Source organism: Pseudomonas sp. NPDC008258, from assembly GCF_042956345.1.
Lineage (GTDB): Bacteria > Pseudomonadota > Gammaproteobacteria > Pseudomonadales > Pseudomonadaceae > Aquipseudomonas.
In genome coordinates, this window is record NZ_JBIBGE010000054.1 from 1 (window position 1) to 26,491 (window position 26,491).

At 61.0% G+C, this 26,491-nt stretch carries 24 protein-coding genes; 17 read left to right on the plus strand and 7 right to left on the minus strand.

Features of this window, described 5'->3' with window-relative positions; translation table 11 throughout:
* Positions 1–121: 121 nt before the first annotated feature.
* Positions 122–1,747 carry a methyl-accepting chemotaxis protein gene (locus ACFY9W_RS27600; protein WP_391137566.1) on the minus strand — a complete coding sequence of 542 codons (1,626 nt, stop codon included), beginning with the start codon at positions 1,745–1,747 and terminating at the stop codon, positions 122–124.
* 275 nt (positions 1,748–2,022) lie between these two features.
* Between ACFY9W_RS27600 and ACFY9W_RS27605 the strand changes: the two genes are divergently transcribed.
* From ACFY9W_RS27605 to mcpH, 3 genes are all read left to right on the plus strand, one after another.
* Positions 2,023–2,253 (plus strand): hypothetical protein, encoded by a 231-nt coding sequence (locus tag ACFY9W_RS27605; protein WP_391137569.1) that lies wholly within the window; start codon positions 2,023–2,025, stop codon positions 2,251–2,253.
* The gene (locus ACFY9W_RS27610; RefSeq protein WP_391137572.1) at positions 2,250–2,552 is read left to right on the plus strand and encodes a cell division protein ZapA; all 303 of its coding nucleotides are present in this window, start codon (positions 2,250–2,252) and stop codon (positions 2,550–2,552) included. Before ACFY9W_RS27605 ends, ACFY9W_RS27610 begins: the two co-directional genes overlap by 4 nt.
* 194 nt (positions 2,553–2,746) lie before the next feature.
* Positions 2,747–4,684 carry a methyl-accepting chemotaxis protein McpH gene (gene mcpH / locus ACFY9W_RS27615; RefSeq protein ID WP_391137575.1) on the plus strand — a complete coding sequence of 646 codons (1,938 nt, stop codon included), beginning with the start codon at positions 2,747–2,749 and terminating at the stop codon, positions 4,682–4,684.
* Between the two features lie 106 nt (positions 4,685–4,790).
* On the opposite strand, the gene ACFY9W_RS27620 is transcribed toward mcpH, so the two are convergent.
* Positions 4,791–5,831, minus strand: coding sequence for a beta-eliminating lyase-related protein (locus ACFY9W_RS27620; protein WP_391137578.1), 1,041 nt, complete (start codon positions 5,829–5,831; stop codon positions 4,791–4,793).
* Between the two features lie 328 nt (positions 5,832–6,159).
* Between ACFY9W_RS27620 and ACFY9W_RS27625 the strand changes: the two genes are divergently transcribed.
* From ACFY9W_RS27625 to fdhA, 7 genes are all read left to right on the plus strand, one after another.
* Entirely contained in the window at positions 6,160–7,413 is a 1,254-nt protein-coding gene (locus tag ACFY9W_RS27625) for a serine hydroxymethyltransferase (protein WP_016484535.1), read from the plus strand.
* Between the two features lie 15 nt (positions 7,414–7,428).
* Positions 7,429–8,679 carry a sarcosine oxidase subunit beta family protein gene (locus ACFY9W_RS27630; protein WP_003255680.1) on the plus strand — a complete coding sequence of 417 codons (1,251 nt, stop codon included), beginning with the start codon at positions 7,429–7,431 and terminating at the stop codon, positions 8,677–8,679.
* 14 nt (positions 8,680–8,693) lie between these two features.
* Positions 8,694–9,029, plus strand: coding sequence for a sarcosine oxidase subunit delta (locus ACFY9W_RS27635; RefSeq protein WP_346645733.1), 336 nt, complete (start codon positions 8,694–8,696; stop codon positions 9,027–9,029).
* Positions 9,026–12,040 carry a sarcosine oxidase subunit alpha family protein gene (locus ACFY9W_RS27640; protein WP_391137583.1) on the plus strand — a complete coding sequence of 1,005 codons (3,015 nt, stop codon included), beginning with the start codon at positions 9,026–9,028 and terminating at the stop codon, positions 12,038–12,040. Before ACFY9W_RS27635 ends, ACFY9W_RS27640 begins: the two co-directional genes overlap by 4 nt.
* Positions 12,041–12,208: 168 nt before the next feature.
* Positions 12,209–12,841: a sarcosine oxidase subunit gamma family protein gene (locus ACFY9W_RS27645; RefSeq protein WP_391137586.1), complete on the plus strand. Its 633-nt coding sequence runs from the start codon at positions 12,209–12,211 to the stop codon at positions 12,839–12,841.
* An 11-nt stretch (positions 12,842–12,852) separates the two neighbouring features.
* A complete protein-coding gene (gene purU, locus ACFY9W_RS27650; protein ID WP_391137589.1) occupies positions 12,853–13,710 on the plus strand; it encodes a formyltetrahydrofolate deformylase in 858 nt (285 codons plus the stop codon).
* 305 nt (positions 13,711–14,015) lie between these two features.
* The gene (gene fdhA / locus ACFY9W_RS27655; RefSeq protein WP_012270123.1) at positions 14,016–15,215 is read left to right on the plus strand and encodes a formaldehyde dehydrogenase, glutathione-independent; all 1,200 of its coding nucleotides are present in this window, start codon (positions 14,016–14,018) and stop codon (positions 15,213–15,215) included.
* A 125-nt stretch (positions 15,216–15,340) separates the two neighbouring features.
* Here fdhA and ACFY9W_RS27660 read toward each other — a convergent pair whose 3' ends face one another.
* Entirely contained in the window at positions 15,341–15,961 is a 621-nt protein-coding gene (locus ACFY9W_RS27660) for an RHS repeat-associated core domain-containing protein (RefSeq protein ID WP_391137592.1), read from the minus strand.
* Positions 15,962–16,443: 482 nt separating this feature from the next.
* On the opposite strand from ACFY9W_RS27660, the gene ACFY9W_RS27665 reads away from it, so the two are divergent.
* On the plus strand, positions 16,444–16,692 hold the full coding sequence (locus ACFY9W_RS27665) for a hypothetical protein (protein WP_391137595.1): 249 nt from the start codon (positions 16,444–16,446) through the stop codon (positions 16,690–16,692).
* A gap of 20 nt (positions 16,693–16,712) precedes the next feature.
* Positions 16,713–16,985, plus strand: coding sequence for a DUF3077 domain-containing protein (locus tag ACFY9W_RS27670; protein ID WP_391137598.1), 273 nt, complete (start codon positions 16,713–16,715; stop codon positions 16,983–16,985).
* Between the two features lie 136 nt (positions 16,986–17,121).
* Here ACFY9W_RS27670 and ACFY9W_RS27675 read toward each other — a convergent pair whose 3' ends face one another.
* Positions 17,122–17,859 carry an RHS repeat-associated core domain-containing protein gene (locus ACFY9W_RS27675; protein ID WP_391137601.1) on the minus strand — a complete coding sequence of 246 codons (738 nt, stop codon included), beginning with the start codon at positions 17,857–17,859 and terminating at the stop codon, positions 17,122–17,124.
* A 203-nt stretch (positions 17,860–18,062) separates the two neighbouring features.
* Here ACFY9W_RS27675 and ACFY9W_RS27680 point away from each other — a divergent pair, with 203 nt between their 5' ends.
* Positions 18,063–18,635, plus strand: coding sequence for a DUF2780 domain-containing protein (locus ACFY9W_RS27680; RefSeq protein WP_391137604.1), 573 nt, complete (start codon positions 18,063–18,065; stop codon positions 18,633–18,635).
* A gap of 60 nt (positions 18,636–18,695) precedes the next feature.
* On the opposite strand, the gene ACFY9W_RS27685 is transcribed toward ACFY9W_RS27680, so the two are convergent.
* The 3 genes from ACFY9W_RS27685 to ACFY9W_RS27695 form a co-directional block, all read right to left on the minus strand.
* Positions 18,696–19,355 carry an RHS repeat-associated core domain-containing protein gene (locus ACFY9W_RS27685; protein ID WP_391137607.1) on the minus strand — a complete coding sequence of 220 codons (660 nt, stop codon included), beginning with the start codon at positions 19,353–19,355 and terminating at the stop codon, positions 18,696–18,698.
* A 92-nt stretch (positions 19,356–19,447) separates the two neighbouring features.
* Complete coding sequence (locus tag ACFY9W_RS27690; protein ID WP_391137610.1) at positions 19,448–20,797, minus strand: amino acid permease; 1,350 nt, start codon at positions 20,795–20,797, stop codon at positions 19,448–19,450.
* Positions 20,798–21,041: 244 nt separating this feature from the next.
* The gene (locus ACFY9W_RS27695) at positions 21,042–21,929 is read right to left on the minus strand and encodes an acetyltransferase (protein ID WP_391137613.1); all 888 of its coding nucleotides are present in this window, start codon (positions 21,927–21,929) and stop codon (positions 21,042–21,044) included.
* Between the two features lie 182 nt (positions 21,930–22,111).
* Between ACFY9W_RS27695 and ACFY9W_RS27700 the strand changes: the two genes are divergently transcribed.
* The 4 genes from ACFY9W_RS27700 to creD all read left to right on the plus strand — a co-directional run bounded on the left by ACFY9W_RS27700 (position 22,112) and on the right by creD (position 26,322).
* Positions 22,112–22,612, plus strand: coding sequence for a RimK/LysX family protein (locus ACFY9W_RS27700; RefSeq protein ID WP_391137616.1), 501 nt, complete (start codon positions 22,112–22,114; stop codon positions 22,610–22,612).
* 155 nt (positions 22,613–22,767) lie between these two features.
* The gene (gene creB / locus ACFY9W_RS27705; RefSeq protein ID WP_391137619.1) at positions 22,768–23,448 is read left to right on the plus strand and encodes a two-component system response regulator CreB; all 681 of its coding nucleotides are present in this window, start codon (positions 22,768–22,770) and stop codon (positions 23,446–23,448) included.
* Positions 23,448–24,884: a two-component system sensor histidine kinase CreC gene (gene creC, locus ACFY9W_RS27710; RefSeq protein ID WP_391137621.1), complete on the plus strand. Its 1,437-nt coding sequence runs from the start codon at positions 23,448–23,450 to the stop codon at positions 24,882–24,884. Before creB ends, creC begins: the two co-directional genes overlap by 1 nt.
* A gap of 109 nt (positions 24,885–24,993) precedes the next feature.
* Positions 24,994–26,322: a cell envelope integrity protein CreD gene (gene creD, locus ACFY9W_RS27715; RefSeq protein ID WP_391137623.1), complete on the plus strand. Its 1,329-nt coding sequence runs from the start codon at positions 24,994–24,996 to the stop codon at positions 26,320–26,322.
* Positions 26,323–26,491 lie beyond the last annotated feature (169 nt).

Genomic DNA, 26,491 nt, shown 5'->3' on the forward strand with positions numbered 1-26,491 from the left:
CCCACGGTCTGTACTGCGCTAACAGTCAGAAGCTGGCTTTGTCCCTCCTCCTCCCTTCAAGTCTAACCATACAAGCTGGCTTGCCGGCGATGGGCCGCAAAGCGGCCCCAGCTATCTGAAATCAGGTACGGAAGCGTGCCACCAACCCATTCAAATCAACAGCCAACCGCGACAGCTCGGCACTCGCCGCACTGGTCTGATGTGCCCCGGTAGCACTCTGCACCGACAAATCATTGATGTTCACCAGGTTACGGTCCACTTCCCGCGCCACCTGCGCCTGCTCTTCCGCCGCACTCGCAATCACCAGGTTACGCTCGTTGATCTGCGCCACCGCGCCGGCAATGGTGTCCAGCGCCATGCCCGCGCCACGGGCAATGTTCAGGGTGGATTCTGCACGTTCGGTACTGGTGCGCATGGACTCCACCGCCTCTTCGGTGCCGCCCTGGATGCTGCCGATCATTCGCTCGATTTCGCTGGTCGACTGCTGGGTACGGTGTGCAAGCGCACGCACCTCATCCGCTACCACGGCAAAACCTCGGCCCGCCTCACCCGCACGCGCGGCCTCGATGGCGGCATTCAGCGCCAGCAAGTTGGTCTGGTCGGCCAAGCCACGAATCACATCGAGTACTTTGCCAATGTCACGCGACTGTTCGGCAAGGTGGGTAATCAGTTTGGCAGTGGCCTGTACATCACCGCTCATGCGTTCGATGGCGCCCACGGTTTCCATGACCAGGTCACGACCGTCTCCGGTGGAGCGGCTGGCTTCACTGGACGCTTCAGACGTGCTCACGGCATTGCGCGCCACCTCTTCCACTGCGCTGGTCATTTCAGTAACGGCCGTGGCGGCCTGTTCAATTTCGTTGTTCTGCTGTTGCAGGCCACGGGCACTTTCGTCGGTGACGGCATTCAACTCTTCAGCCGCCGAGGCCAGTTGGGTAGCGGAGCCGGCAATTTGTTGCAGGGTGTCGCGCAGCTTGTCCTGCATGCGCGCCATGGCACGCAGCAGGCGGGCGGCTTCGTCGGTGCCTTCGGCGCGGATGATGTGGGTGAGGTCGCCATCGGCAACCTGCTCGGCGCTCTTGAGTGCTTCTTCGATCGGTTTGACGATGCTACGGGTCAGCAGGAAGGCGCAGGCAAAGGTCAACACGGTTGCGGCGATCAGCAGGCTGATGACCAAAGCGAAGGCAGTGGAATACTGGCTGGCAGCCTTCTCGTTGGTGGCGCGGGTCTGGTCGGTGTTGATGCGCACCAGCGTGTCCATCACCTTGTTGACCTGCTCGGAGTTGGCCAGCAGGTCGCGGTTGAGCAAGGCGCGCAGTTCGTCGGTGCGGTCGGCCTGGCTCAGGGTGCGCATGCGCGATTCCAGTTGGCGGTACTGGTTGAGCAACTGGCCGTACTGGTCGAAGGCGGCCTGCTCGTCGGCGGCGCCGATCATCGGCAGGTAGGCCTGGCGGGCGCGGTCGATCTGGGCGTTGCGCTGGTCCAGCAAGTTCAGGGTATCGCGCTGGGTTTCCGGTTCGCGGTTGAGCAACAGGCGATAGGAAAGGGTGCGCATGCGCAGGTTCAGCGCGGTGAGTTCATCGAGGATCTTGATACTCGGCACGCTGACCTGCTCGATGACAACGCCGGCCTGGCGGATGTTGCCCATCTGCACCAGCGAGAAGATACCAAGGCCTAGCATCAGCAGGCCGATAAGCGCGAAGCCGAGCAGCGCGCGCGGGGCGATATTCATGTTGCGTAGAGACATGGAGGGGAGGGTCCAGGCAAGGGAGAATAGTGCGCAAAGTGCGACAAAACATGACTTGCCGGGCTATCGGTCGTGACTGGCCAGTCTTGAGTGCGACCGGCAAAAAATGTGAGGTAGCTAACCTTTTCCTGACCGGCGGTTGATCCAGGTCGGAACAAGGGGGTGGTTACCCTGTCAATCTGCGGGCTAGACACCTTATGAATCCGATATTTAATGGCGATGGGCCGCACTTTTCTTTATCGTGTGCGCCCCTCGCAACAACCTGAGATAGACCCATGCTGGAAGCCTCCCTGAATCAAATCGAGCAACTGGTCAGCGACCTGATGCAGAAAAACGCTCAACTCACCGAGCAGAACACCGCCCTGGGCACGCAACTGGCCCAGGCCAAGGAAGAGAACGAAACCCTGCAGCTGTCGCTGATGGAGCAGGAAGAGAAGAACGGCGCTACCGCCGCACGTATCCAGGCCCTGGTCGAGCGCGCCAGCGCTGGCGTTGTTGGCGCATGAGATTGCATGAGCAGCCGGTCAATGTCGTGTCGATTCTCGGCAACGATTATTCGATCAAGGCGCCCGAAGGCCAGGAAGAAACCCTGGCCCAGGCAGTGCGGATGCTCAACACTGCCCTGAACGAGACCAAGCGTCAGTACCCGACCCTGATCGGTGACAAATTGCTGGTACTGGCTGCCCTTAACCTGTGCTCCAAGCAGGTTGAATTGCAGAAAGAACACCAGCAGACCCTGGCGCGTACCCAGGCGCAGATCGACGCTACCGTGGATGCGATCGTTCGGACCATCGCAGAGCAATGAAGGCCTGACCGAGATCCCTGTGGGAGCGGGCGTGCCCGCGAACACCGGCGCAGCCGGTGCCAGCCACCGCGTTGTGTCCTTCGCGGGCATGCCCGCTCCCACAGGATCCGCGTTGTTGTTCTAGATCACTGGATTAACTGGATACGCAAGTGTATACACTTCTCGCAAAACAATAATGTGCGGGGAGTAGGGGCATGCGTATCTGGCGTAAAAGCATCCAGTGGCAGTTGATCACCAGCATGGGCGCTGCCCTGTTGGCTAGCATCCTTGTGGTGGTCATCATCTTCACCGTGGCGCTCAACCGCCTCACCGAGCGCTACTTGGTCGACACAGCCCTGCCTGCCAGTGTCGAGGCCATCCGCAATGATATCGAACGCATGCTCGGCCAGCCCCTGGTGGCGGCTGCGGACATTGCCGGCAACACCCTGTTGCGCGACTGGCTGGCCGCTGGTGAAGACCCCGCGCAGGCCGCCCAGTTCATCGAATACCTGGACGCTGCCAAACAGCGTAACCGCGCCTTCACCACCCTGTTTGTCTCGACCGAAACCGGCCACTACTACAACGAGAATGGCCTGGACCGCACCCTCAGCCGCAGCAACCCCAAGGACAAGTGGTTCTACGGCTACATCGACAGCGGCGCCGAGCGGTTCATCAACATTGACATCGATGGTGCTACCGGCGAGCTGGCGCTGTTCATCGACTACCGCGTGGAAAAGCACGGCCAGTTGGTAGGCGTGGCCGGTATGGGCCTGCGCATGACCGAGCTGTCCAAGCTGATTCACGATTTCAGCTTTGGCGAGCATGGCAAGGTATTCCTGGTACGCAATGATGGCTTGATCCAGGTGCACCCGGACGCAGCCTTCAGTGGTAAGCGCCAGCTCGCTGAACAGCTTGGCGCGGACGCAGCCAAGGCGGTAATGGCGGCGGGCGAAGGCCTGCGCAGCAGCCGTTTCAGCCGTGACGGCGAAAGCTACCTTGCGCTTGGCTTGCCCCTGCGTGACCTCAACTGGACCTTGGTGGCCGAGGTGCCAGAGTCGGAAATCTACGCGCAGATGCATCAGGCGGTCTGGGTAACCTGCGTGATTGGCGGTGCCGTGGCCCTGGTATCGCTGCTGCTGGTGGTGCTGCTGGCGCGTGGCCTGGTGCGGCCGATCCGCCGCGTAACAGCTGCGCTGGTGCAGATCGGCAGTGGCGGGGGCGATCTCAGTCACCGTCTGGATGACACGCGCCAGGACGAACTGGGTGACCTGGCCCGTGGTTTCAACCGCTTCCTCGACAGCCAGCGCAGCCTGATCGGCGAGGTATTGCAGACTTCCGAACGCCTGCACCGGGCGGTTGAGCAGGTAACTCAGGTGGTGGACAACACGGCCGAGCGTTCCGGGCGGCAACAGGAAATGACCGAAATGGTTGCCACGGCGGTACACGAAATGGGCCTGACCGTGCAGGACATTGCCCGCAATGCCGGTGATGCGGCGCAGGCCTCGCAGTCGGCACGGGATGAGGCCTTGCAGGCGCGTGAAGTGGTGCGGCGTTCGATTCAGGGCATCGAGGGCATGTCGGGCGACATCGGCAAGGCCGCCGATGCGGTGGGCCAGTTGGCCGATGAAGTTGCCTCGATCGACGAAGTTCTAGCGGTTATCCGTAGTATTTCCGAACAAACCAACCTGCTGGCGCTGAATGCTGCCATCGAGGCTGCACGGGCAGGGGAAATGGGGCGTGGTTTTGCCGTGGTCGCGGACGAAGTGCGCACACTGGCCAGGCGCACGCAGCTGTCTACGGACGAAGTGCAGCAGATGATCCAGCGCCTGAAGCAGGGTGCGGGTTCGGCGGTGAACTCGATGCAGGCGGGGCAACAGGCAACAGGCACCGGGGTGGAGTCGAGCCAGCGCACCGGGGCGTCGCTGGGTGCGATTACTGATCAGGTGGAGCACATTAGCGACATGAACCATCAGGTGGCTACGGCGACTGAAGAGCAGTCGGCGGTGACCGAGGAAATTAATCGGACGGTGCAGGGGATTTCCGACCTGGCGCGGGAGACGGCGGCCGAGGTGCAGGGGTGCCGGGAGGAGTGCCAGGCGTTGCGTGGCTTGGCGGATGACCTGGCGCGGCAGATGGGTGGGTTCAAGCTTTAGATCTGTGTTGCTTTCTTCGCGGGCTTGCCCGCTCCCACAGGTACTGCACCGCTCTCGAAGGCGGCGGTAATCCTGTGGGAGCGGGCATGCCCGCGAATGCGTCCTGTCAGGCAGTGATGATGCTGCGGATATCCGCAGCCAGTTCACGCACCCGCTCTTCCTCGGTATCCCACGAGCACATGAACCGCGCCCCACCACTGCCAATAAAGGTGTAGAACCGCCACCCCACGCCCCGCAGCGCTTCAATCGCGTGCTCCGGCATTTGCAGGAACACCCCGTTGGCCTCCACCGGGAACATCAGCTCCACCCCCGGCAAGTCACTTACCAGCGAGGCCAGCAACTGCGCACAGTGGTTGGCGTGGTTGCCATGGCGCAACCAGGCGCCATCTTCCAGCAGGCCCACCCACGGCGCCGACAAGAAGCGCATCTTCGACGCCAGTTGCCCGGCCTGCTTGCAGCGGTAGTCGAAGTCTTCGGCCAACTGGCGGTTGAAGAACAGGATCGCTTCACCCACCGCCATGCCGTTCTTGGTGCCGCCAAAGCACAGCACATCCACGCCGGCCTTCCAGGTCAGCTCGGCCGGGCTACAGCCCAGGAACGCGCAGGCGTTGGTAAAGCGCGCGCCGTCCATGTGCAGGTTAAGCCCCAGCTCCTTGCAGGTGGCGCTGATCGCCTTGAGCTCGTCGGGGCGGTACACGGTGCCCACTTCGGTGGCCTGGGTAATGGTGACCACGCGAGGCTTGGGGTAGTGGATGTCCTGGCGCTTGAGCGCCACTTCGCGGATCGATTGCGGCGTCAGCTTGCCGTTGACGCTGGGCGCGGTCAGCAGCTTGGAGCCGTTGGAGAAGAACTCCGGTGCACCGCACTCGTCGGTTTCGACGTGAGCGGTTTCGGAGCAGATGACGCTGTGGTAGCTCTGGCACAACGAGGCCAGGGCCAGGGAGTTGGCGGCGGTGCCGTTGAAGGCGAAAAACACCTCGCAGTCGGTTTCGAACAGGTTGCGGAAGTATTCCGAAGCGCGCTCGGTCCACTGATCGTCGCCGTAGGCGCGGTCGTGGCCGTGGTTGGCCTTTTCCATCGCCGCCCAGGCTTCTGGGCAGATACCGGAATAGTTGTCGCTGGCGAATTGTTGGCTCTTATCTGTCATGACACGGTCCTGTGAACGACGCAGAACAGCACTCTAAACCATCGATTCGGGGGTTGCCTATACAAGCTGTGCATAGGCTCGATTCTGGGTTGCCTGGGCTGGCCTCTTCGCGGGCGCGCCCGCTCCCACAATGGTCCTGCACACGCCAATCACTGTGGGAGCGGGCATGCCCGCGAAGAGGCCGGCAGCCACAGCAAAAAAACGAATGTCGTAAACGCGCCATTGCAAGGCGTGCGCAGGCATCTGACCCGCCCCGACCAGTCATAACATCGCCACAAAGGGCCACAGTGCCCCACGACAAAAAACGATCGCTGCCGGGAGATACACGATGTTCAGCAAGCAAGACCAGATCCAGGGTTACGACGACGCACTGCTGGCGGCGATGAATGCCGAAGAACAGCGCCAGGAAGATCACATCGAACTGATCGCCTCGGAGAACTACACCAGCAAGCGCGTGATGCAGGCCCAAGGCAGCGGCCTGACCAACAAATACGCCGAAGGCTACCCAGGCAAGCGCTACTACGGTGGCTGCGAGCACGTGGACAAGGTAGAAGCCCTGGCCATCGAGCGTGCCAAGCAGCTGTTCGGTGCCGACTATGCCAACGTCCAGCCGCACTCCGGTTCGTCGGCCAACGGTGCTGTTTACCTGGCCCTGCTGCAAGCCGGTGACACCATCCTCGGCATGAGCCTGGCCCACGGCGGCCACCTGACCCACGGCGCCAAGGTGTCGTCTTCGGGCAAGCTCTACAACGCTGTGCAGTACGGGATCAATACCGACACTGGCCTGATCGACTACGACGAAGTCGAGCGCCTGGCCGTCGAGCACAAGCCGAAAATGATCGTGGCCGGCTTCTCGGCTTACTCCAAGACCCTCGACTTCCCACGCTTCCGCGCCATTGCCGACAAGGTCGGTGCGCTGCTGTTCGTCGACATGGCCCACGTTGCCGGCCTGGTTGCCGCTGGCCTGTACCCGAACCCGATCCCGTTTGCCGACGTGGTGACCACCACCACCCACAAGACCCTGCGCGGCCCACGTGGCGGCCTGATCCTGGCCAAGTCGAACGAAGAGATCGAGAAAAAGCTGAACGCCGCCGTATTCCCGGGCGCCCAGGGCGGCCCGCTGATGCACGTGATCGCCGCCAAGGCCGTGTGCTTCAAGGAAGCACTGGAGCCAGGCTTCAAGGCCTACCAGCAACAAGTGATCGAAAACGCCCAAGCCATGGCCCAGGTGTTCATCGACCGCGGTTATGACGTGGTGTCCGGTGGCACCGACAACCACCTGTTCCTGGTCAGCCTGATTCGCCAGGGCCTTACCGGTAAAGATGCCGACGCAGCCCTGGGCCGCGCGCACATCACCGTCAACAAGAACGCCGTGCCGAACGACCCACAGTCGCCGTTCGTCACCTCGGGCCTGCGCATCGGCACCCCGGCCGTCACCACCCGTGGCTTCAAGGTTGCCCAATGCGTGGCCCTGGCCGGCTGGATCTGCGACATCCTCGACAACCTCGGTGACGCAGACGTCGAAGCCGATGTGGCGAAGAACGTCGCGGCCCTGTGCGCTGATTTCCCTGTTTACCGCTGAGTGGAGTAAACGACCATGCAACGCTACTCGGGCTTCGGCCTTTTCAAGCACTCCCTCAGCCACCACGAAAACTGGCAGCGCATGTGGCGCACGCCAACCCCTAAAAAGGTTTACGACGTGGTTATCGTCGGCGGTGGCGGCCATGGCCTGGCCACGGCCTACTACCTGGCCAAAGAGCACGGCATTACCAACGTTGCCGTGATCGAAAAAGGTTACCTGGGCGGCGGCAACACCGCCCGTAACACCACCATCGTGCGTTCCAACTACCTGTGGGACGAGTCGGCGCACCTGTACGAGCACGCCATGAAGCTGTGGGAAGGCCTGTCCCAGGACCTGAACTACAACGTGATGTTCTCCCAGCGCGGCGTGTACAACCTGTGCCACACCCTGCAAGACATGCGTGACTCCGAGCGCCGTGTCAGCGCCAACCGCCTGAACGGCGTGGATGGCGAGCTGCTGAACACCGCCCAGGTCGCCGCGGAAATCCCGTACCTGGACTGCTCCAAGAACACCCGCTACCCGATCCTGGGTGCCACCGTGCAGCGCCGTGGTGGCGTGGCCCGTCACGACGCCGTGGCATGGGGCTTCGCCCGTGCCGCCGACGCCCTGGGCGTGGACCTGATCCAGCAAACCGAAGTGATTGGCTTCCGCAAGGAAAACGGCGCGGTCATCGGTGTGGAAACCAACAAGGGCTTCATCGGCGCCAAACGCGTCGGCGTGGTCACCGCCGGTAACTCCGGGCACATGGCCAAGCTGGCCGGCTTCCGCCTGCCGCTGGAATCGCATCCGCTGCAAGCGCTGGTATCCGAGCCGATCAAGCCGATCATCGACAGCGTGATCATGTCCAACGCCGTGCACGGCTACATCAGCCAGTCCGACAAGGGCGACCTGGTGATCGGTGCCGGTATCGACGGCTGGGTCGGCTACGGCCAGCGCGGTTCGTACCCGGTGATCGAGCACACCCTGCAGGCCATCGTCGAAATGTTCCCCAACCTGTCGCGCGTTCGCATGAACCGCCAGTGGGGCGGCATCGTCGACACCTCGCCAGACGCCTGCCCGATCATCACCAAGACCCCGGTCAAGAACATGTTCTTCAACTGCGGTTGGGGCACGGGCGGCTTCAAGGCTACCCCGGGTTCGGGCAACGTCTTTGCCGCGAGCCTGGCCAAGGGCGAAATGCACCCACTGGCCGCGCCGTTCTCCATGGACCGTTTCTACAACGGCGCACTGATCGACGAACACGGCGCTGCCGCCGTCGCCCACTAACCGGAGCCACCGTCATGTTGCACATTTTCTGTCCCCATTGTGGCGAGCTGCGCTCCGAAGAAGAGTTCCACGCCTCTGGCCAGGCGCACATCGCCCGCCCGCTGGACCCTGCAGCCTGCTCCGACGAGGAGTGGGGTACCTACATGTTCTACCGTGACAACCCACGCGGGATTCACCATGAACTGTGGGACCACGTTGCCGGCTGCCGCCAGTACTTCAACGTCACCCGTAACACCGTGACCTACGAAATTCTGGAAACCTACAAGATTGGCGAGAAGCCGCAAGTGACCGAAGGCGGCAAGCCAAGCAGCGCACCGTCCGCCGTCAAAGGCCAAGGGGAAAAAGTATGAGCCAGACCTATCGCCTCGCCAGCGGCGGCCGTATCGACCGCAGCAAGGTCCTGAACTTCAGCTTCAACGGCAAGACCTATCAGGGTTATGCCGGTGACAGCCTGGCCGCTGCGTTGCTGGCCAACGGCGTCGACATCGTTGGCCGCAGCTTCAAGTATTCGCGCCCTCGCGGCATCATCGCCTCGGGTACCGAAGAGCCGAACGCCATCCTGCAGATCGGCTCCAGCGAAGCCACCCAGATCCCCAACGTGCGTGCCACCCAGCAGGCGCTGTACGCAGGGCTTGTAGCCACCAGCACCAACGGCTGGCCGAACGTCAACAACGACGTCATGGGCATCCTTGGCAAGGTGGGCGGCAGCATGATGCCGCCGGGCTTCTACTACAAAACCTTCATGTACCCGAAATCGTTCTGGATGACTTACGAGAAGTACATCCGCAAGGCAGCCGGCCTGGGCCGTGCGCCGCTGCAGAACGACCCGGACAGCTACGACTACATGAACCAGCACTGCGACGTGCTGATCGTCGGCGCCGGCCCTGCTGGCCTGGCTGCTGCCCTGGCCGCTGCGCGCAGCGGTGCCCGCGTGATCCTGGCTGACGAGCAGGAAGAGTTCGGCGGCAGCCTGCTCGACACCCGCGAAACCCTCGACGGCAAGCCTGCCGCCGACTGGGTCAACGCTGTGGTCAAAGAGCTGGAAGGCCTGCCGGAAGTCACCCTGCTGCCACGCGCCACGGTCAACGGCTACCACGACCATAACTTCCTGACCATTCACGAGCGCCTCACCGACCACCTCGGCGACCGCGCCCCGATCGGCCAGGTTCGCCACCGTGTGCACCGTGTACGCGCCAAGCGCGTGGTACTGGCTGCCGGCGCCCACGAGCGCCCGCTGGTGTACGGCAACAACGACGTGCCGGGCAACATGCTGGCCGGTGCTGTGTCCACTTACGTACGCCGCTACGGCGTGGCCCCTGGCCGCAAGCTGGTGCTGTCGACCAACAACGACCACGCCTACCGCGCCGCGCTGGACTGGCACGACGCCGGCCTGCAAGTGGTCGCCATTGCCGATGCCCGCCACAACCCGCGTGGCTCGCTGGTTGAAGAGGCGCGTGCCAAAGGCATTCGCATCCTGACTTCCAGCGCCGTGGTCGAGGCCAAAGGCAGCAAGCATGTCACCGGCGCCCGTGTGGCCGCCATCGATGTGCAGGCGCACAAAGTCACCAGCCCAGGCGAAACCCTTGACTGCGACCTGATCGCCAGCTCCGGTGGCTACAGCCCGATCGTTCACCTGGCTTCGCACCTGGGCGGTCGCCCGGTATGGCGTGACGACATCCTCGGCTTCGTGCCAGGCGATGCGCCGCAAAAACGCGAATGCGTGGGTGGTATCAACGGCGTTTACGCCCTTGGCGACGTGATTGCCGATGGCTTCGAAGGCGGCGTGCGCGCAGCCACCGAGGCGGGCTTCAAGGCGACCGTTGGCACCCTGCCAAAAACCGTTGCACGCAAGGAAGAGGCCACCGTGGCGCTGTTCCTGGTGCCGCACGACAAAGGCACCAAGGGGCCGAAGCAATTCGTCGACCAACAGAACGACGTGACCGCTGCCGGTATCGAGCTGGCCACCCGCGAAGGCTTCGAGTCGGTCGAGCACGTAAAACGCTACACCGCGCTGGGCTTCGGTACCGACCAGGGCAAACTGGGTAACATCAACGGCCTGGCCATCGCTGCCCGTTCGATCGGCATCACCATCCCGGAAATGGGCACCACCATGTTCCGCCCCAACTACACGCCGGTTACCTTCGGTGCAGTAGCGGGCCGCCACTGTGGTCACCTGTTCGAACCTGTGCGCTTCACTGCCCTGCATGCCTGGCACGTGAAGAACGGCGCCGAGTTCGAAGACGTCGGCCAGTGGAAGCGCCCTTGGTACTTCCCGAAAGCCGGTGAAGACATCCATGCCGCCGTGGCCCGTGAATGCAAGGCCGTGCGCGACAGCGTGGGCCTGCTGGACGCTTCCACCCTGGGCAAGATCGACATCCAGGGCCCGGACGCCCGTGAGTTCCTCAACCGCATCTACACCAACGCCTGGACCAAGCTCGACGTGGGCAAGGCCCGCTACGGCCTGATGTGCAAGGAAGACGGCATGGTCTTCGACGACGGCGTAACCGCCTGCGTTGGCGACAACCACTTCATCATGACCACCACCACCGGCGGCGCCGCTCGCGTGTTGCAGTGGATGGAGCTGTACCTGCAAACCGAATGGCCGGAGCTGAAGGTGTACTTCACCTCGGTAACCGACCACTGGGCCACCATGACCCTGTCCGGCCCCAACAGCCGCAAGCTGCTGAGCGAGCTGACCGACATCGACATGGACAAGGAAGCCTTCCCGTTCATGACCTGGAAGGAAGGCAACGTTGGCGGCGTGCCGGCCCGCGTGTTCCGTATCTCGTTCACCGGTGAGCTGTCGTACGAAGTCAACGTGCAGGCCAACTACGCCATGGGCGTGCTGGAACAGATCATCGAGGCAGGCAAGAAGTACAACCTGACCCCGTACGGCACCGAAACCATGCACGTACTGCGTGCCGAGAAGGGCTTCATCATCGTTGGCCAGGATACCGATGGCTCGATGAACCCGGACGACCTGAACATGAGCTGGTGTGTGGGCCGCAACAAGCCGTACTCGTGGATCGGCCTGCGTGGCATGAACCGCGAAGACTGCGTGCGCGAAAACCGCAAGCAGCTGGTGGGCCTGAAGCCGGTCGACCCGACCAAGTGGCTGCCGGAAGGCGCCCAGCTGGTCTTCGACCCCAAGCAGCCGATTCCGATGGACATGGTTGGCCACGTGACTTCCAGCTACGCGTCCAACTCCCTGGGCTATTCGTTCGCCATGGGTGTGGTCAAAGGCGGCCTGAAGCGCATGGGCGAGCGTGTGTACTCGCCACAGGCTGACGGCAGTGTGATCGAGGCGGAAATCGTGTCTTCGGTGTTCTTCGATCCGAAGGGTGAGCGGCAGAACGTCTAAGGCCACGGCACCAACGGTGCCTGGTTGGAATGAGGTCTCTGTGGGAGCGGGCGTGCCCGCGAAGAGGGCGGTGAGTCAACCATCGCATTCGCGGGCATGCCCGCTCCCACAGGTCCAGCGTTTCCGGCGGGCATCGTGGTCGACAACAGAATTCAAGGCAGGTAAGAAATGAGCGCTATCAACGTTTACCAGCAAAACCCCGGCGCCGAGGCCAAGGCCCAGTCGCCACTGCACCACGCCGACCTGGCCAGCCTGGTTGGCAAAGGCCGCAAGAACGCAGGCGTAACCCTGCGTGAGAAGAAGTTCCTCGGCCACCTGACCCTGCGTGGCGATGGCCACAACCCGGAATTCGCCGCTGGCGTGCACAAGGCCCTGGGCCTGGAGCTGCCGGTAGCCCTGACCGTGGTCGCCAACGGTGACACCTCGCTGCAATGGGTAGGCCCCGACGAGTGGCTGCTGATCGTGCCTGGCGGCCAGGAACTGGAAACTGAGCAAAAGCTGCGTGCGGCCCTCGACGGCCAGCACATCCAGGTGGTCAACGTCAGCGGCGGGCAAAGCCTGCTGGAACTGCGCGGCCCGAACGTGCGCGAAGTGCTGATGAAATCCACCAGCTATGATGTTCACCCGAACAACTTCCCGGTCGGCAAGGCTGTGGGCACTGTGTTCGCCAAGTCGCAACTGGTGATCCGCCGCACCGCCGAAGACACCTGGGAGCTGGTGATTCGCCGCAGCTTTGCCGATTACTGGTGGCTGTGGCTGCAGGACGCTTCTGCCGAATACGGCCTGAGCATCGAAGCCTAAGGAGCAACAACATGAGTCGGGCACCGGATACCTGGATTCTCACCGCCGACTGCCCGAGCATGCTCGGCACCGTCGACGTGGTGACGCGTTACCTCTTCGAGCAGCGCTGCTACGTGACGGAGCACCACTCCTTCGATGACCGGCAGTCGGGGCGCTTCTTCATTCGCGTGGAGTTCCGCCAGCCGGACGGCTTCGACGAAGCCGGCTTCCGTGCCGGCCTTGCCGAGCGCAGCGATGCGTTCGGCATGGCGTTCGAGCTGACCGCACCGAATCACCGCCCGAAAGTGGTGATCATGGTGTCCAAAGCCGACCACTGCCTTAACGATTTGCTGTATCGCCAGCGCATCGGCCAACTGGCGATGGACGTGGTGGCGGTGGTATCCAACCACCCGGACCTCGAACCACTGGCACATTGGCACAAGATTCCCTACTACCACTTTGCGCTCGACCCCAACGACAAACCAGGGCAAGAGCGCAAGGTGCTGCAGGTGATCGAGGAAACCGGTGCCGAGTTGGTGATTCTTGCGCGCTACATGCAGGTGCTGTCGCCAGAGCTGTGCCGCCGCCTGGATGGCTGGGCGATCAACATTCACCACTCGTTGCTGCCGGGGTTCAAGGGCGCCAAGCCTTATCACCAGGCATACAACAAGGGCGTGAAGATGGTCGGTGCCACGGCGCACTACATCAACAACGACCTGGATGAAGGGCCGATCATTGCCCAGGGTGTGGAGGTGGTGGACCACAGCCATTACCCGGAAGACCTCATTGCCAAAGGGCGCGACATCGAATGCCTGACCCTGGCGCGGGCGGTGGGTTATCACATTGAGCGGCGGGTGTTCCTCAACGCCAACCGGACTGTAGTTCTCTAATACCCGTACCGGCCTCTTCGCGGGCTTGCCCGCTCCCACAGGTAATGCGCCAGCCTTGAGCGTTGCGCTGAACCTGTGGGAGCGGGCAAGCCCGCGAAGAGGCCGGTACAGGCCACCGCCTCTGTTTCCCCTTCCATACCCCCAACGACACCTCTGCCGCTATAAGGCATCCCTCTGTCGTTTCCAGTCAGCGCACCTCGCCCCATCAGGCCCACAATCTCCTGCATTCCAGTAACACAAGCCGCCCACGGATGGCGGCGCGTTCAACCACCGCTGCATAAATAAAAATCAAGCGAGGTAAGAGCATGTCTGGCAATCGTGGAGTGGTGTATCTCGGCGCTGGCAAGGTCGAAGTACAGAAAATCGACTACCCGAAAATGCAGGACCCGCGCGGCAAGAAGATCGAGCACGGCGTTATCCTCAAGGTGGTCTCCACCAACATCTGCGGCTCCGACCAGCACATGGTCCGCGGCCGCACCACTGCCCAGGTCGGCCTGGTCCTGGGCCACGAAATCACTGGTGAAATTGTCGAAAAGGGCAGCGACGTCGAGCGCATGCAGATCGGCGACCTAGTGTCGGTACCGTTCAACGTGGCCTGCGGCCGTTGCCGCTCCTGCAAAGAGATGCACACCGGCGTGTGCCTCACCGTCAACCCGGCCCGCGCCGGCGGTGCCTACGGCTACGTCGACATGGGCGACTGGACCGGCGGTCAGGCCGAGTATGTGCTGGTGCCTTACGCCGACTTCAACCTGCTGAAACTGCCAGAGCGCGACAAGGCCATGGAGAAGATCCGTGACCTGACCTGCCTGTCCGACATCCTGCCAACCGGTTACCACGGTGCCGTGACTGCTGGCGTAGGCCCAGGCAGCACCGTCTACGTTGCGGGCGCTGGCCCGGTCGGCCTGGCTGCCGCTGCCTCTGCCCGCCTGCTGGGCGCTGCCTGCGTGATCGTTGGCGACCTCAACCCGGCCCGCCTGGCCCACGCCAAGTCGCAAGGCTTCGAAGTGGTCGACCTGTCCAAGGACACCCCGCTGCACGAGCAGATCGTCGACATCCTCGGCGAGCCGGAAGTGGACTGCGCCGTCGACGCCGTTGGCTTCGAGGCTCGTGGCCACGGCCACGAAGGTGCCAAGCATGAAGCCCCGGCCACCGTGCTGAACTCGCTGATGCAAGTGACCCGTGTGGCCGGCAGCATCGGTATCCCGGGCCTGTACGTGACCGAAGACCCGGGTGCGGTAGATGCCGCCGCCAAGATCGGTGCGCTGAGCATCCGCTTTGGCCTGGGCTGGGCCAAGTCGCACAGCTTCCATACCGGCCAGACCCCGACCATGAAGTACAACCGCCAGCTGATGCAGGCGATCATGTGGGACCGCATCAACATTGCCGAGGTGGTTGGCGTGCAGGTGATCAACCTGGACCAGGCGCCGGAAGGGTATGGCGAGTTTGATGCCGGGGTGCCGAAGAAGTTTGTGATCGACCCGCACAAGATGTGGGGCGCGGCTTGATCTTCTGATGTAACAAAGAGCCCCTCATTTCGAGGGGCTTTTTTGTGGCTGTCACCTGGGGGCGGCTTTCCGACAGTATAAGGCGGAGCCGTCGTTTACCTTCAAGTCGATGACTCGGACTAATATTAATATCTTCTCATTTCACCAATAGTGTCATGCAGGAAGGAATATTTTGGTATTGGCTGTCTGCTTGGCTTATTGGTTGCGCCGCGGGTGGCTATAAGAAATTCGAGGGATTTCTTTTCATGGGGTTTGGGTTTGTCGTATGTTCTAGTGATTGTAGAGGTTGACATAAATCCGTTTGAAGAGGACTGCTTTTTTGGAATGTCTGTCTCAGGTGATTTAAGTATCTCAGATCGATTTTTTACACGAAGTTGATTTGTATTTTCAAAAGGCGGGTTGAATCCGGGGAAAATATAGCTGGTCAATCGATTTGCCATTTTTTTCAAAAGGCTTATGACGAAATGCCCGCTTGGGTCAATATTGTTAACAGGGTCTCCTTCGCAGTAGCAATAGGGATTAAGGCCGCCTTTACCGAATGGGCTCCAGCTGTCCGATGAGCAGAACCTCATCAATACAGGGCTATATGCTCGATAGCCGCGGCCGAGATGGTAGCTGGCAGTCACAGGTTCCAAGTATTCGCCGTTGAAACCGAGCAGCGTCTGCTCTGATGGCAATTTCGGTTTGTAGCCGTAGGCCGAATAGTTGTGCCTTTCACGATGGCTTTCGCTCTGAGGTGTGCTCATGTCTGGTTCGACCTGTCATGGGAGGTTCGACCATTTTGATCAATCGCCGGGATTTCGATACTGGAAGAAATAACAGTTTCAAAAGCTAACACCAAACCTGCGGGAGCGGGTTCGCCCACCAATGGGCCAGGTTTTGCTGTCGGTGATGTGCCCTTGTATACCAGGTTTCTTACGTCGATTTCAGAATGGTCTGACTTAAACCTGCTAGTCATCCCTTTTCTAGAGAAATATCCTACGCACTCTGTCGGCTCCCTTCTGATTGCCCCTGGAACCTTGGCCATTTAGGCTCAACTGGTCGCTGAATGTTTCAGCGACCGGGTGTGGAAACCCGGGCATATCATAAGGTCGCCTCATGGCGGTTGTACGCGGGAGGCCGTAAGGCCTACCGGGTTTGCCTTGTGACCTGGTTTTCCACCCCGCGTACAACTGCCACCCTTACGTGTGGAAACGGACGGGGCAGTTCAACCTCACAAGGTACTGCAATGAAAAAAATAGTCCCCGATCCACCCCGTGTGAAGCTGTTCAATACGCTCTATTCCTCCATCCATCCCGACCTTACCCTTCCCGATGCTTTGGCCGTCGCCAGCGACATGCTGCTTGGCATTTCGCAAGCCATCGACGAGTACTGCCGCGCCAACGCCGGTGAGAATGGCACGCAAATGCTGGCTAACGCCGGCCACTGCGCCGATACCGCCCATGCGCTGGTCGAGCACGCGCTGGTTCGTCTGTGAACACATAAGGGAGTGATTCGATGGTTGACCAAAACCCTATGAACGTAACCGTTGGCGCCGAAACGTTCTGCGAGACGGGCGAAGGCCCCTGCCATATCTTCCGGGTGATGCCCGGCGTGCCCTTCGAGCATGCCTATGAGCATGTTTCGGTGTTGCTGGGCTATATCAAGCACCTCGTGCGCGAGGGGGATATGGAGGATGACCACAAGCTGCTGGGGGCTGCGGATTACTTAAGTGCATTTGCCAAGGCGATCATGGATGACATCGAGGTGGCCCGGAACAAGAGGCATTGATCGATCCAGGTTGTAACGGGCAGCTATGCGGGGCGGCTTTGCCGCCCAGCTCGGTTGGCAGCCCTGGTCACGAAGAGGGGAAAATCTGGAACGCCCTCCACCGTGCTTTACTCGCTGATGCAAATGAGCCGTACTATCAAATCCTTGGGTCACGTATGGTTTCGGGGGTAGCAGTCCGGAACTCATAGTTGAAGTCCTTCTTGTCTTTCCTGTAGGACGGTAATTTTAATCTGACGCGGTTTGTGATTTGTGTGGTGCCTCCCGGCATAGTTCTGAACGTGTCTGATGAGGAGACCGTACCCGAATAACCATAAGCTTTGCGATTGGTCATATTTGAGAGCTCTTGTATGAAAGATTTGCCCCGTTGCGAAGGGTCTGCAGAGTGGCATGCGATTAAGTGAATGTCATACGTTTCAGGGTTAAAGCCGTTGTTTTTAATTTCGCGAAGCCACCGCTCAGCTGATAGCGTTTTGTTTTCGTTTGATAGCCCGTCTGTGCTTCCATGATTAACCGCAGTGATGGCAAGTTTGCCCTTTTTAGTTGGGTGTTTGGCCATGTAGACAAAGCCGCCGCCTACTACTTTTGCCCGGCCGCTATAGGATCTTCCCCGCTCGAAAAACCGATAATGCCCGCTGGGGTCGGAGTAATTGACAGGATCATTTCCTGCATACGCGTAGCAATTTATCCCACCTTTCCCGAAGGGGCTCAGGCTATCAGGCTGACAGAACTTCATCAGCATAGGTTGATATGACCGATATCCGTTCCCGAGCAAATAACTCTGCGTCATCTCTTCCAGGTGCTCACCATTGAAAGCGAGCGTACGTACCGCTTGCGTTGATTTTGCTAAGTATCCGTAAGGTGTATATAAGCTCATTGGTGTTGTCCCCAATCGACCGATCTGACTCTGCCACGTTGGAAACTCAAGTCTCTCTCTATCGTGTCTAAGCGGCTACTGGTAAAAATGTCAGGTCGCCACCGGCAGCGGCTGGCCCTTTAAAGAAGGTTTGGAACAAATGCCTTACCTATGAGTCAAAAGACCCGTTTCCCTGGCCATCCCGGCCCACGAGGTCCCCCCCGATGAAAGCAATCACCCTTGCAACCCTGATGACCCTGGCCGCAAGCCCGGTGTTCGCCTTCAACCTCAGCGACGCCGCCAACGCCGTGTCGGCAATGCAGAACCAGCAGCAAGGCCAGGTACAGGCACCCGAAGGGCAGGCCAACCTGCTCAATACCTTGGGCAGCGAATTGAAGATCACCCCCGAACAGGCCGTGGGCGGGGCGGGGGCGATGTTGGGGTTGGCGCGCAATAACCTGAGCAGCGATGACTATGGTCAGCTGACCAAAGCCGTGCCGGGGCTGGACCTGCTGGCCGGGGCCAATGCGCTGGGTGGGTTGAGCGGGTTGGGGGAGATGCTGGGCAAGAACAGCGAAAGCCAGTCAGCGCTGAGCAATGCGCTGGGCAACAACGTGGAAAACCGCAGCGACCTGGACACTGCGTTCAAGGCGCTGGGGATGGACACCGGGATGATCGGGCAGTTTGCGCCGCTGATCCTGCAGTACCTGGGGCAGCAGGGCATCGCCGGGTCGTTGTTGCAGAATCTGGGGAGCCTATGGACCACTCCGGCGCCTATGCGGGTACCTTCAGTGTGACTGCTGAAATGGAAGGTTTTTTGATATAGCCGGGTAGCCGATCAATCTCTGATTGCCTTATTAATCATGAAAGCTCCTGAGCGTAGCATTGAGTTGTTCCAGCCGTTCATGAGCTTCGTCAAGCCATGTGGCGAGCTTTTCCACTTCTTTCTGATACCGTTTGTCACTGAAGCCCCGGCTTTTTGCAAACTCAGATGTCGACGGCTCCATTAGAAGTTCAAAGTCTTGCAATTTCCGCTCTACGCGTTTAGAGAATCGCTGGGTATAAAGCTCTAACGACTGTTTTTGTTCAATCAGCCTACTCTTTATAGCATCATGTTCACTCGTATAGACAACTCTATCTATCTGATTGCTGAATGTGACTTTCTTTTTAGGCACTGGTTTCAGTGGGGGCGGCGTAGGTTGGGTTGGCTGACTTTTTGCTCCCCAATAAGCTTTCAATTGGGCAAATGTTCTGGTATGCCCTGTATCATCCCGATAATTAAGCGGGTCACTGTTGCAGTACGCATAAGCGTTGTAGCCGCCTTGCCCAAAGGGGCTGTGATCATCGGGCTTATAGAAGCGCATCAAAGTGGGGTTGTAGCTGCGGTAACCTTGCCCTAATAGATAGCTATCCGTGAAGGGATCGTACCGTTCGCCATTGAAGCCAAGCATGGCGTCTGGCCGAGCTTGACTGTGGATGTACCCATAGGGGGTGTAGGTCGGGGCGTGAATTTTCAATGGCAGGGCCTCGCAAAGGTCAGTGCTACGTGAGTCTTTGCTATTTCGAGGCCGTGCACAACTAGCAGAAATGAGAGTACTCGCGGCGGGATTCAGCCTGCTTCGGTGAAGTCCACCAGGCGCACGGGGCGGCGGAAGCCGGCAGTCAATACCGCGAGGTATGCAAGGCCCAGTGCGAACCAGCACAGGCCAATCACCAGCGTCAGCGCCGACAGGCTGGTCCACAGCCACAAGGTCAGCCCCAACCCCACCAGTGGCACCAGGCCATAGCTCAGCAGCCCTTTGAGGCTACGCTGCGAGGCGTCGTCCATCAGGTGGGTCTTGACCACCGCCAGGTTCACCGCCGAGAACGCCACCAGCGCGCCAAAGCTGATCAGCGAGGCGAGGGTAGTCAGGTCGATCACCAACGCCAGCAGCGAAAACGCCGACACCAGCAAGATAGCGAACACCGGCGTACCAAAGCGCGGCGACAGGTAACCGAAGCTGCGGCGCGGCAGCACGTTGTCACGGCCCATGGTGAACAGGATGCGCGACACCGCTGCCTGCGAGGCCAGCGCCGAACCCAGGCTGCCTGCCACATATGCGGCGGTGAAGAAGTTGGTGAGGAACTGCCCGCCCGCCTTGAACATCACTTCGTTGGCCGCTGCATCGGCATTGGCGAAGCTGCTGCCTGGCAGCACCAGCTGGCTGACGTAGGCCAGCAGGGTGAACAGCAAACCGGCGAACAGGGTGGTGAGAATGATCGCCCGTGGAACATCACGGCGTGCGTCGCGGCATTCTTCGGCCAGGGTCGAGACCGCGTCGAAGCCGAGGAACGACAGGCACAGTACCGCTGCGCCAGCCATGATCGGGCCGAAGCCAGGCTGGGAGCCATCACCCAGCAGCGGCGACAGCAGGTCGAGCGGCTGGCCTGCCAAGGTCTGGCAGGACAGCGCGACAAACACGCCGATGAACACGATTTGCGCGCCCACGATCAGGTTGCTGGTCTTGGCCACCGAGTTGATGCCGACCACGTTAAGCACGGTTACCAGGGCGATGCAGGCGAGCACAAAGGCCCAGGCCGGCACGGCCGGGAAGGCGATGTTGAGGAACAGGCCGATCAGCAGGTAGTTGATCATCGGCAGGAACAGGTAGTCGAGCAGCAGCGACCAGCCAGCGAGGAAACCGACGTTCGGGCCGAAGGCCATGTTGGTGTAGGAGTACGCCGAGCCCGCGACCGGGTAGCGCTTGACCATGAAGCTGTAGGATGCGGCGGTGAACAGCATGGCCACCAGCGTGACCATGTAGGCGCCGGCAGTGCGGCCACCGGTGAGTTCGGTGACGATGCCGTAGGTGGTGAAAATGGTCAGGGGGACCATGTAGACCAGGCCGAAGAACACCAGGGCGGGCAGGCCGAGGACACGGCGAAGCTGGGCGGGGGCGGAGCTGGGTTGGGTGGCCATTGATCGATCCAGGCATTTTTGTAGTTGTGCTTTGGTCGATTTTTATCCACTTAGGTGGGGTGTGACAAAGAAGTATTACTTATGCTGATTATTAGCCTGGGTTTTAATTGGATTGTTGGGCTACCTGTGCCGGCCTCTTCGCGGGCTCGCCCGCTCCCACAGGGTTATCACAAGTACTGAAGGTGGCGCGGTTCCTGTGGGAGCGGGCAAGCCCGCGAAGAGGCCAGCCCAGGCAGTAAAGGGCTCAGCCCATCTCCCCCCGCAGCCGCTCGATCCGCTGGTCCTTCTCCGCCCACAGCTGGTTCACCCAAGCCTGCACAGTCTGACGAAACTCAGGGTCATTCTCGTAATCCCCCGCCCACAACACCGGGTCCAGTTCGCGCACCTGAATGTCGATAATCACCCGGCTAATACTGCCGTTCAGCAAATCCCAGAACCCCGGTGCCTTGTTGCCGGGGTACACGATGGTCACATCCAGCAAGGCATCCAGTTGCTCACCCAGTGCCGCCAGCACAAACGCCACACCCCCAGCCTTGGGTTTGAGCAGGTAGCGATAGGGCGACTGCTGTTCCAGCCGCTTGGCCTCGGTGAAGCGGGTGCCTTCGAGGTAGTTGACCACGGTCACCGGCTGGCGCTTGAACAACTCGCAGGCGGCCTTGGTGATTTCCAGGTCCTTGCCCTTGAGCTCCGGGTGCTTTTCCAGAAACGCCTTGCTGTAGCGTTTCATGAACGGGTAGTCCAGCCCCCACCAGGCCAGCCCCAGCAGTGGCACCCAGATCAGCTCTTTCTTCAGGAAGAATTTGAAGAACGGCGTGCGGCGGTTGAGGCTCTCGATCAAAGCAGGAATATCGACCCAGGTCTGGTGGTTGCTCACCGCCAGGTACGAGGTGTCCTTGCGCAGGTTCTCGACGCCACGAACATCCCATTGGGTAGGGATGCACAGTGCGAAGATGGCCTTGTCGATTTCCGACCAGGTTTCGGCCACCCACATCACCGCCCAGGAAGCGTAATCACGCCCACGGCCCGGCAGCACCAGCTTGAGCAGGGCGAAGACCAGCAACGGGCAGATCAACACTACGGTATTGAGCAGCAGCAGGGTGGTTGTGAGAATGCCGGTCAGCAGGCGACGCATAAAGAAACTCTTGTTGTGGGACATAAACGGTTGGCAATGATAAGCAGCGCCGTGGCCTACGCCAAATGTCCAATGCCCTGCGGCGCAGACAAATGTTTCACATTATGTTGGTTAGGCTTGTGACAGCGAACCTATCCTGCCAGTGCAGTCTAAGCACTGACCCTTCTCAAGGAAGCCTGCTAGTGAAATCTCTGTTTGCCCTGTTGTCGCTGTTGGCGCTGCCGGTTATGGCTGCCGAACCCACGATCTACGGCCGGTACGAGAACATCGCCCTGCCCGAGCTGGGCGAAACCCTGAAAGCCAAGATGGACACCGGTGCCTTTACCGCGTCGCTGTCGGCCAAGGACATCGAACTGTTCACCCGTGATGGTGACGAGTGGGTGCGCTTCCGCCTGGCCACCAAGGACTCGGACGGCAAGGTGTACGAGCACAAGGTCTCGCGCATCAGCAAGATCAAGGGCCGTGCCGATGAGGAAGAGGAAGGTGACGCGCCGGAAATCTCCAAGCGCCCTGTGGTGGACCTGGAGCTGTGCCTGGGTGACGTGAAGCGCACCGTGGAAGTGAACCTGGTGGACCGCAGCAGCTTCAACTACCCGCTGCTGGTGGGTTCCAAGGCGCTGCGCGAGTTCAAGGCGGCAGTGAACCCGGCCAGGAAGTTTACGGCTGGCAAGCCTGACTGCTGATTCAGGTTGCCTGTACTGGCCTCTTCGCGGGCACGCCCGCTCCCACAGGGACCGCGCTGCCCTCAAGGCTAGAGGCGATTCTGTGGGAGCGGGCTTGCCCGCGAAGAGGCCGGTAAGTTAAAAGTCCATTCTTGCCCCGAGTAAGGCCGGACGCCATGCCCCACATCCTCATCGTCGAAGACGAAGCCGCCATCGCCGACACCCTGGTCTACGCCCTGCAAGCCGATGGCCACAGCACCGAATGGGTGACCCTGGGCACCGCCGCCCTCGACCAGCAGCGCCAGCGCCCGGCCGACCTGATCATTCTCGACATCGGCCTGCCCGACATCAGTGGCTTCGAAACCTGCCGCCAATTGCGCCGCTTTACCGAGGTGCCGGTGATGTTCCTCAGCGCCCGCGACGGTGAGATCGACCGGGTGGTAGGCCTGGAAATCGGTGCCGATGACTACGTGGTCAAACCGTTCAGCCCGCGTGAAGTGGCCGCACGGGTGCGGGCGATCCTCAAGCGCATGGCGCCCAGGGCCGAGGCTGCCGCTGAAACTGTGCTGTTTCAGCTCGACACCCTGCGCATGCAGATCACCTACCGCAGCCAGCCACTCACCCTGACCCGCCACGAATTCCGCCTGTTGCAATGCCTGCTGGAACAACCGCAGCGGGTCTTCAGCCGCGAGCAGCTGCTTGACGCGCTGGGCGTGGCCTCTGACGTTGGCTACGAGCGCACCATCGACAGCCATATCAAGAGCCTGCGCGCCAAGCTGCGCCAGGTGGCCAGCGATGCCGAGCCGATCCAGACCCACCGCGGCCTCGGCTACAGCTACAGCCCGGACCACGCCTGATGCGCCTGGGTATCCGGATCTTCCTGGTGTACTTCCTGTTCGTCGGGTTGGCGGGGTACTTTTTGCTCAATACCGTGCGCGAACAGATCCGCCCGGTGGTGCGCCAGTCTTCCGAAGAAACACTGGTAGATACGGCCAACCTGCTGGCCGAGATCCTGCGCGCTGACGTCAAGGCTGGTACCTTGAGCCAGAGCCGGCTGCCCGAAGTGCTCAAGGCCTACGGCTCGCGCAGCCCGGGTGCGCAGATCTGGGGCCTGGCCAAGAACCAGGTCAGCCACCGCATCTACGTGACCGATGCCAAAGGTATCGTGCTGCTGGATTCCAGCGGCGAGGCCCAAGGCAAGGACTACTCGAAGTGGAATGACGTGTATCTGACCCTGCGTGGCCAGTACGGTGCGCGCTCGACCCGCAGCGATCCCAACGACGAAAGCACTTCGGTGATGCATGTGGGGGCACCGATCATCGACAGTGGCAAGATCATCGGCGTGGTCACCGTGGCCAAGCCCAACAGCTCGCTACAACCGTACATCGACCATTCCGAGCAGCGCTTGCTTACCCTGGGGCTGGGGTTGATCGGCCTGGGCTTGCTGGTGGGGGCGGCGCTGTCGTGGTGGCTGGCGCGCTCGCTGCGCAAATTGGCCGCTTATGCCCAGGCGGTCAGCGAAGGTGAGCGTGCGGAGTTGCCGCATTACAAGGGAGGTGAACTGGCGAACCTGGCCAATGCCGTGGAACGCATGCGCACGCAGCTGGAGGGCAAGGCCTATGTCGAGCGCTACGTGCATACCCTGACGCACGAGCTGAAAAGCCCGCTGGCGGCTATACGTGGGGCTTCCGAGCTGTTGCAGGCCGACGACATGCCAGCCGATGGGCGGGCGCGTTTTGCGGGCAATATCGAGCGTGAGAGTGAGCGCTTGCAGCAAATGATCGAACGCCTGCTGAACCTGGCCCGGGTTGAGCAGATGCAGGCGTTGGAAGATGAGCAACAGGTGGCGCTGGCGGCTCTGGTGGACGAATTGCTGCTGACTCACGCTGCGCGTATCGAAGGTGCCAGTCTGCACGTGCGTCAGCGGGTGCCCGCCGGGTTACGCCTGCTGTGCGATCCGTTCCTGATGCGCCAGGCGCTGGCCAACCTGCTGGATAACGCGCTGGATTTCACCCCCGAGGGTGGTGCGCTGCTGTTTGATCTGGAGCGCGACGGCGAGCGGGTGGCGTTGAGCCTGTTCAACCAGGGGCAAGCGATACCGGCGTATGCCATCGGGCGGGTCAGCGAACGGTTCTATTCGCTACCGCGGCCGGGGAGTGGGCGCAAGAGCACCGGGCTTGGGCTGAACTTTGTGGCCGAGGTGATGCAGTTGCATGGTGGGGCTCTGGCGGTGAACAACGTTGATGGCGGGGTGCAGGTGCGGTTGTGGCTGCCGGTGCGGCGTATCAGCTGAAATTGCCGGGGCTGCGATGAGGCCCTTGAATTTCACACAAACTCCACAGAGCCTCCCCGAAGCCTCCACGCAAGGCGCAGACACTGCGCCCACTGCCACAGGAGGCCCCATGAACAAGACCCTCGGTTACAAACTCGGCATGATCGCCGTGCTGATGCTTCTGCTGCTCATCCCGCTGCTGCTGATCAACGGCCTGATCGATGAACGCCAGGCCCTGCGTGACGACGTACTGCGCGACATCGCCCAGAGTGCCAGCTTCGACCAGCAGCTCAGCGGCCCGCTGTTGGTGGTGCCTTACCGCAAGTACCAGCGCCGCTGGATCGAAAAGGACGGCGAGCGTACCCAGGAAACCAGCACCATCGCCGGTCACCTGTATTTTTTGCCGGAAACCTTCGACGCCGACCTGGGCGTAGAGACCGAACTGCGCGCCCGCGGTATCTACCAGGCCCGGCTGTTCCACGCCAAGGGGCGTATCAGCGGCCGTTTCAAGCTCCCGGAGCGTTGGGGCATCGACAAGGACTTCGACGACTACCGTTTCGACAAACCGTTCCTGGTGGTGGGCGTCAGCGATATCCGTGGCATCGAGAATGGCCTGGAACTGAGCATGGATGAGCAAAAGGTGCCATTCGAGGCAGGCACCCAGCTCGACTGGATGCGGGGTGGGGTGCATGCCAGCCTGCCGGGGCTGGACGGCATGCAGGCGCGGGAATTCAGCTACGGCTTCGACCTGGCATTGCAGGGCACCGGCCAGTTGCACATCGTGCCGGTGGGCCGCACCAGCAGCGTGGACATGCGCGCCAACTGGCCCCACCCAAGTTTTGTGGGCAGCTACTTGCCCAGCCGTCGCGACATCGACGCCCAGGGCTTCAGCGCCCATTGGCAGACTTCGTTCTTTGCCACCAACCTTGAAGACGCCCTGCGCCAGTGCGCCACGGCCGGGCAGTGCGCCGACTTCAGCGAACGCAGCTTCGGCGTGAGCTTTGTCGACCCGGTGGACCAGTACCTTAAAAGCGAACGGGCGATCAAATACGCGCTGTTGTTCATTGCGCTGACCTTTGCCGGTTTCTTCCTGTTCGAAGTGCTGAAGAACCTGAGCGTGCACCCGGTGCAGTACATTTTGGTGGGCGTGGCGTTGGCGTTCTTCTACCTGTTGTTGCTGTCGTTGTCCGAGCACATCGGCTTTGGCTTGGCGTATGGGCTGTCGGCTTCGGCGTGTGTGCTGCTGATTGGCTTCTACCTGAGCCATGTGTTGCGCAGCCTGGGGCGAGGGGTTGGGTTTGCGGCGGGGCTGGCGGCCTTGTATGCGCTGCTCTACGGGCTGCTGAGTGCCGAGGATTATGCGCTGCTGATGGGGTCGCTGCTGTGCTTCGGTTTGCTGGGGGTGTTCATGGTGCTGACCCGCCGGCTGGACTGGGCGCGGGTGGGGAGAGCGGCATGAGGGAGGACAGGGAAATCGGGCGGTGGTTGGCGCTCAGGATTGGCCAGTTGTTTCCTGTGATACCGAGGTGAGGCCTTCGCGGTGTACGACCGGAGACATCGTTTACATCGTAAACCGGGGACATGGTTTACACATTTGAGGCTTGGACGCGGTTCTCACCCCGTCCAAG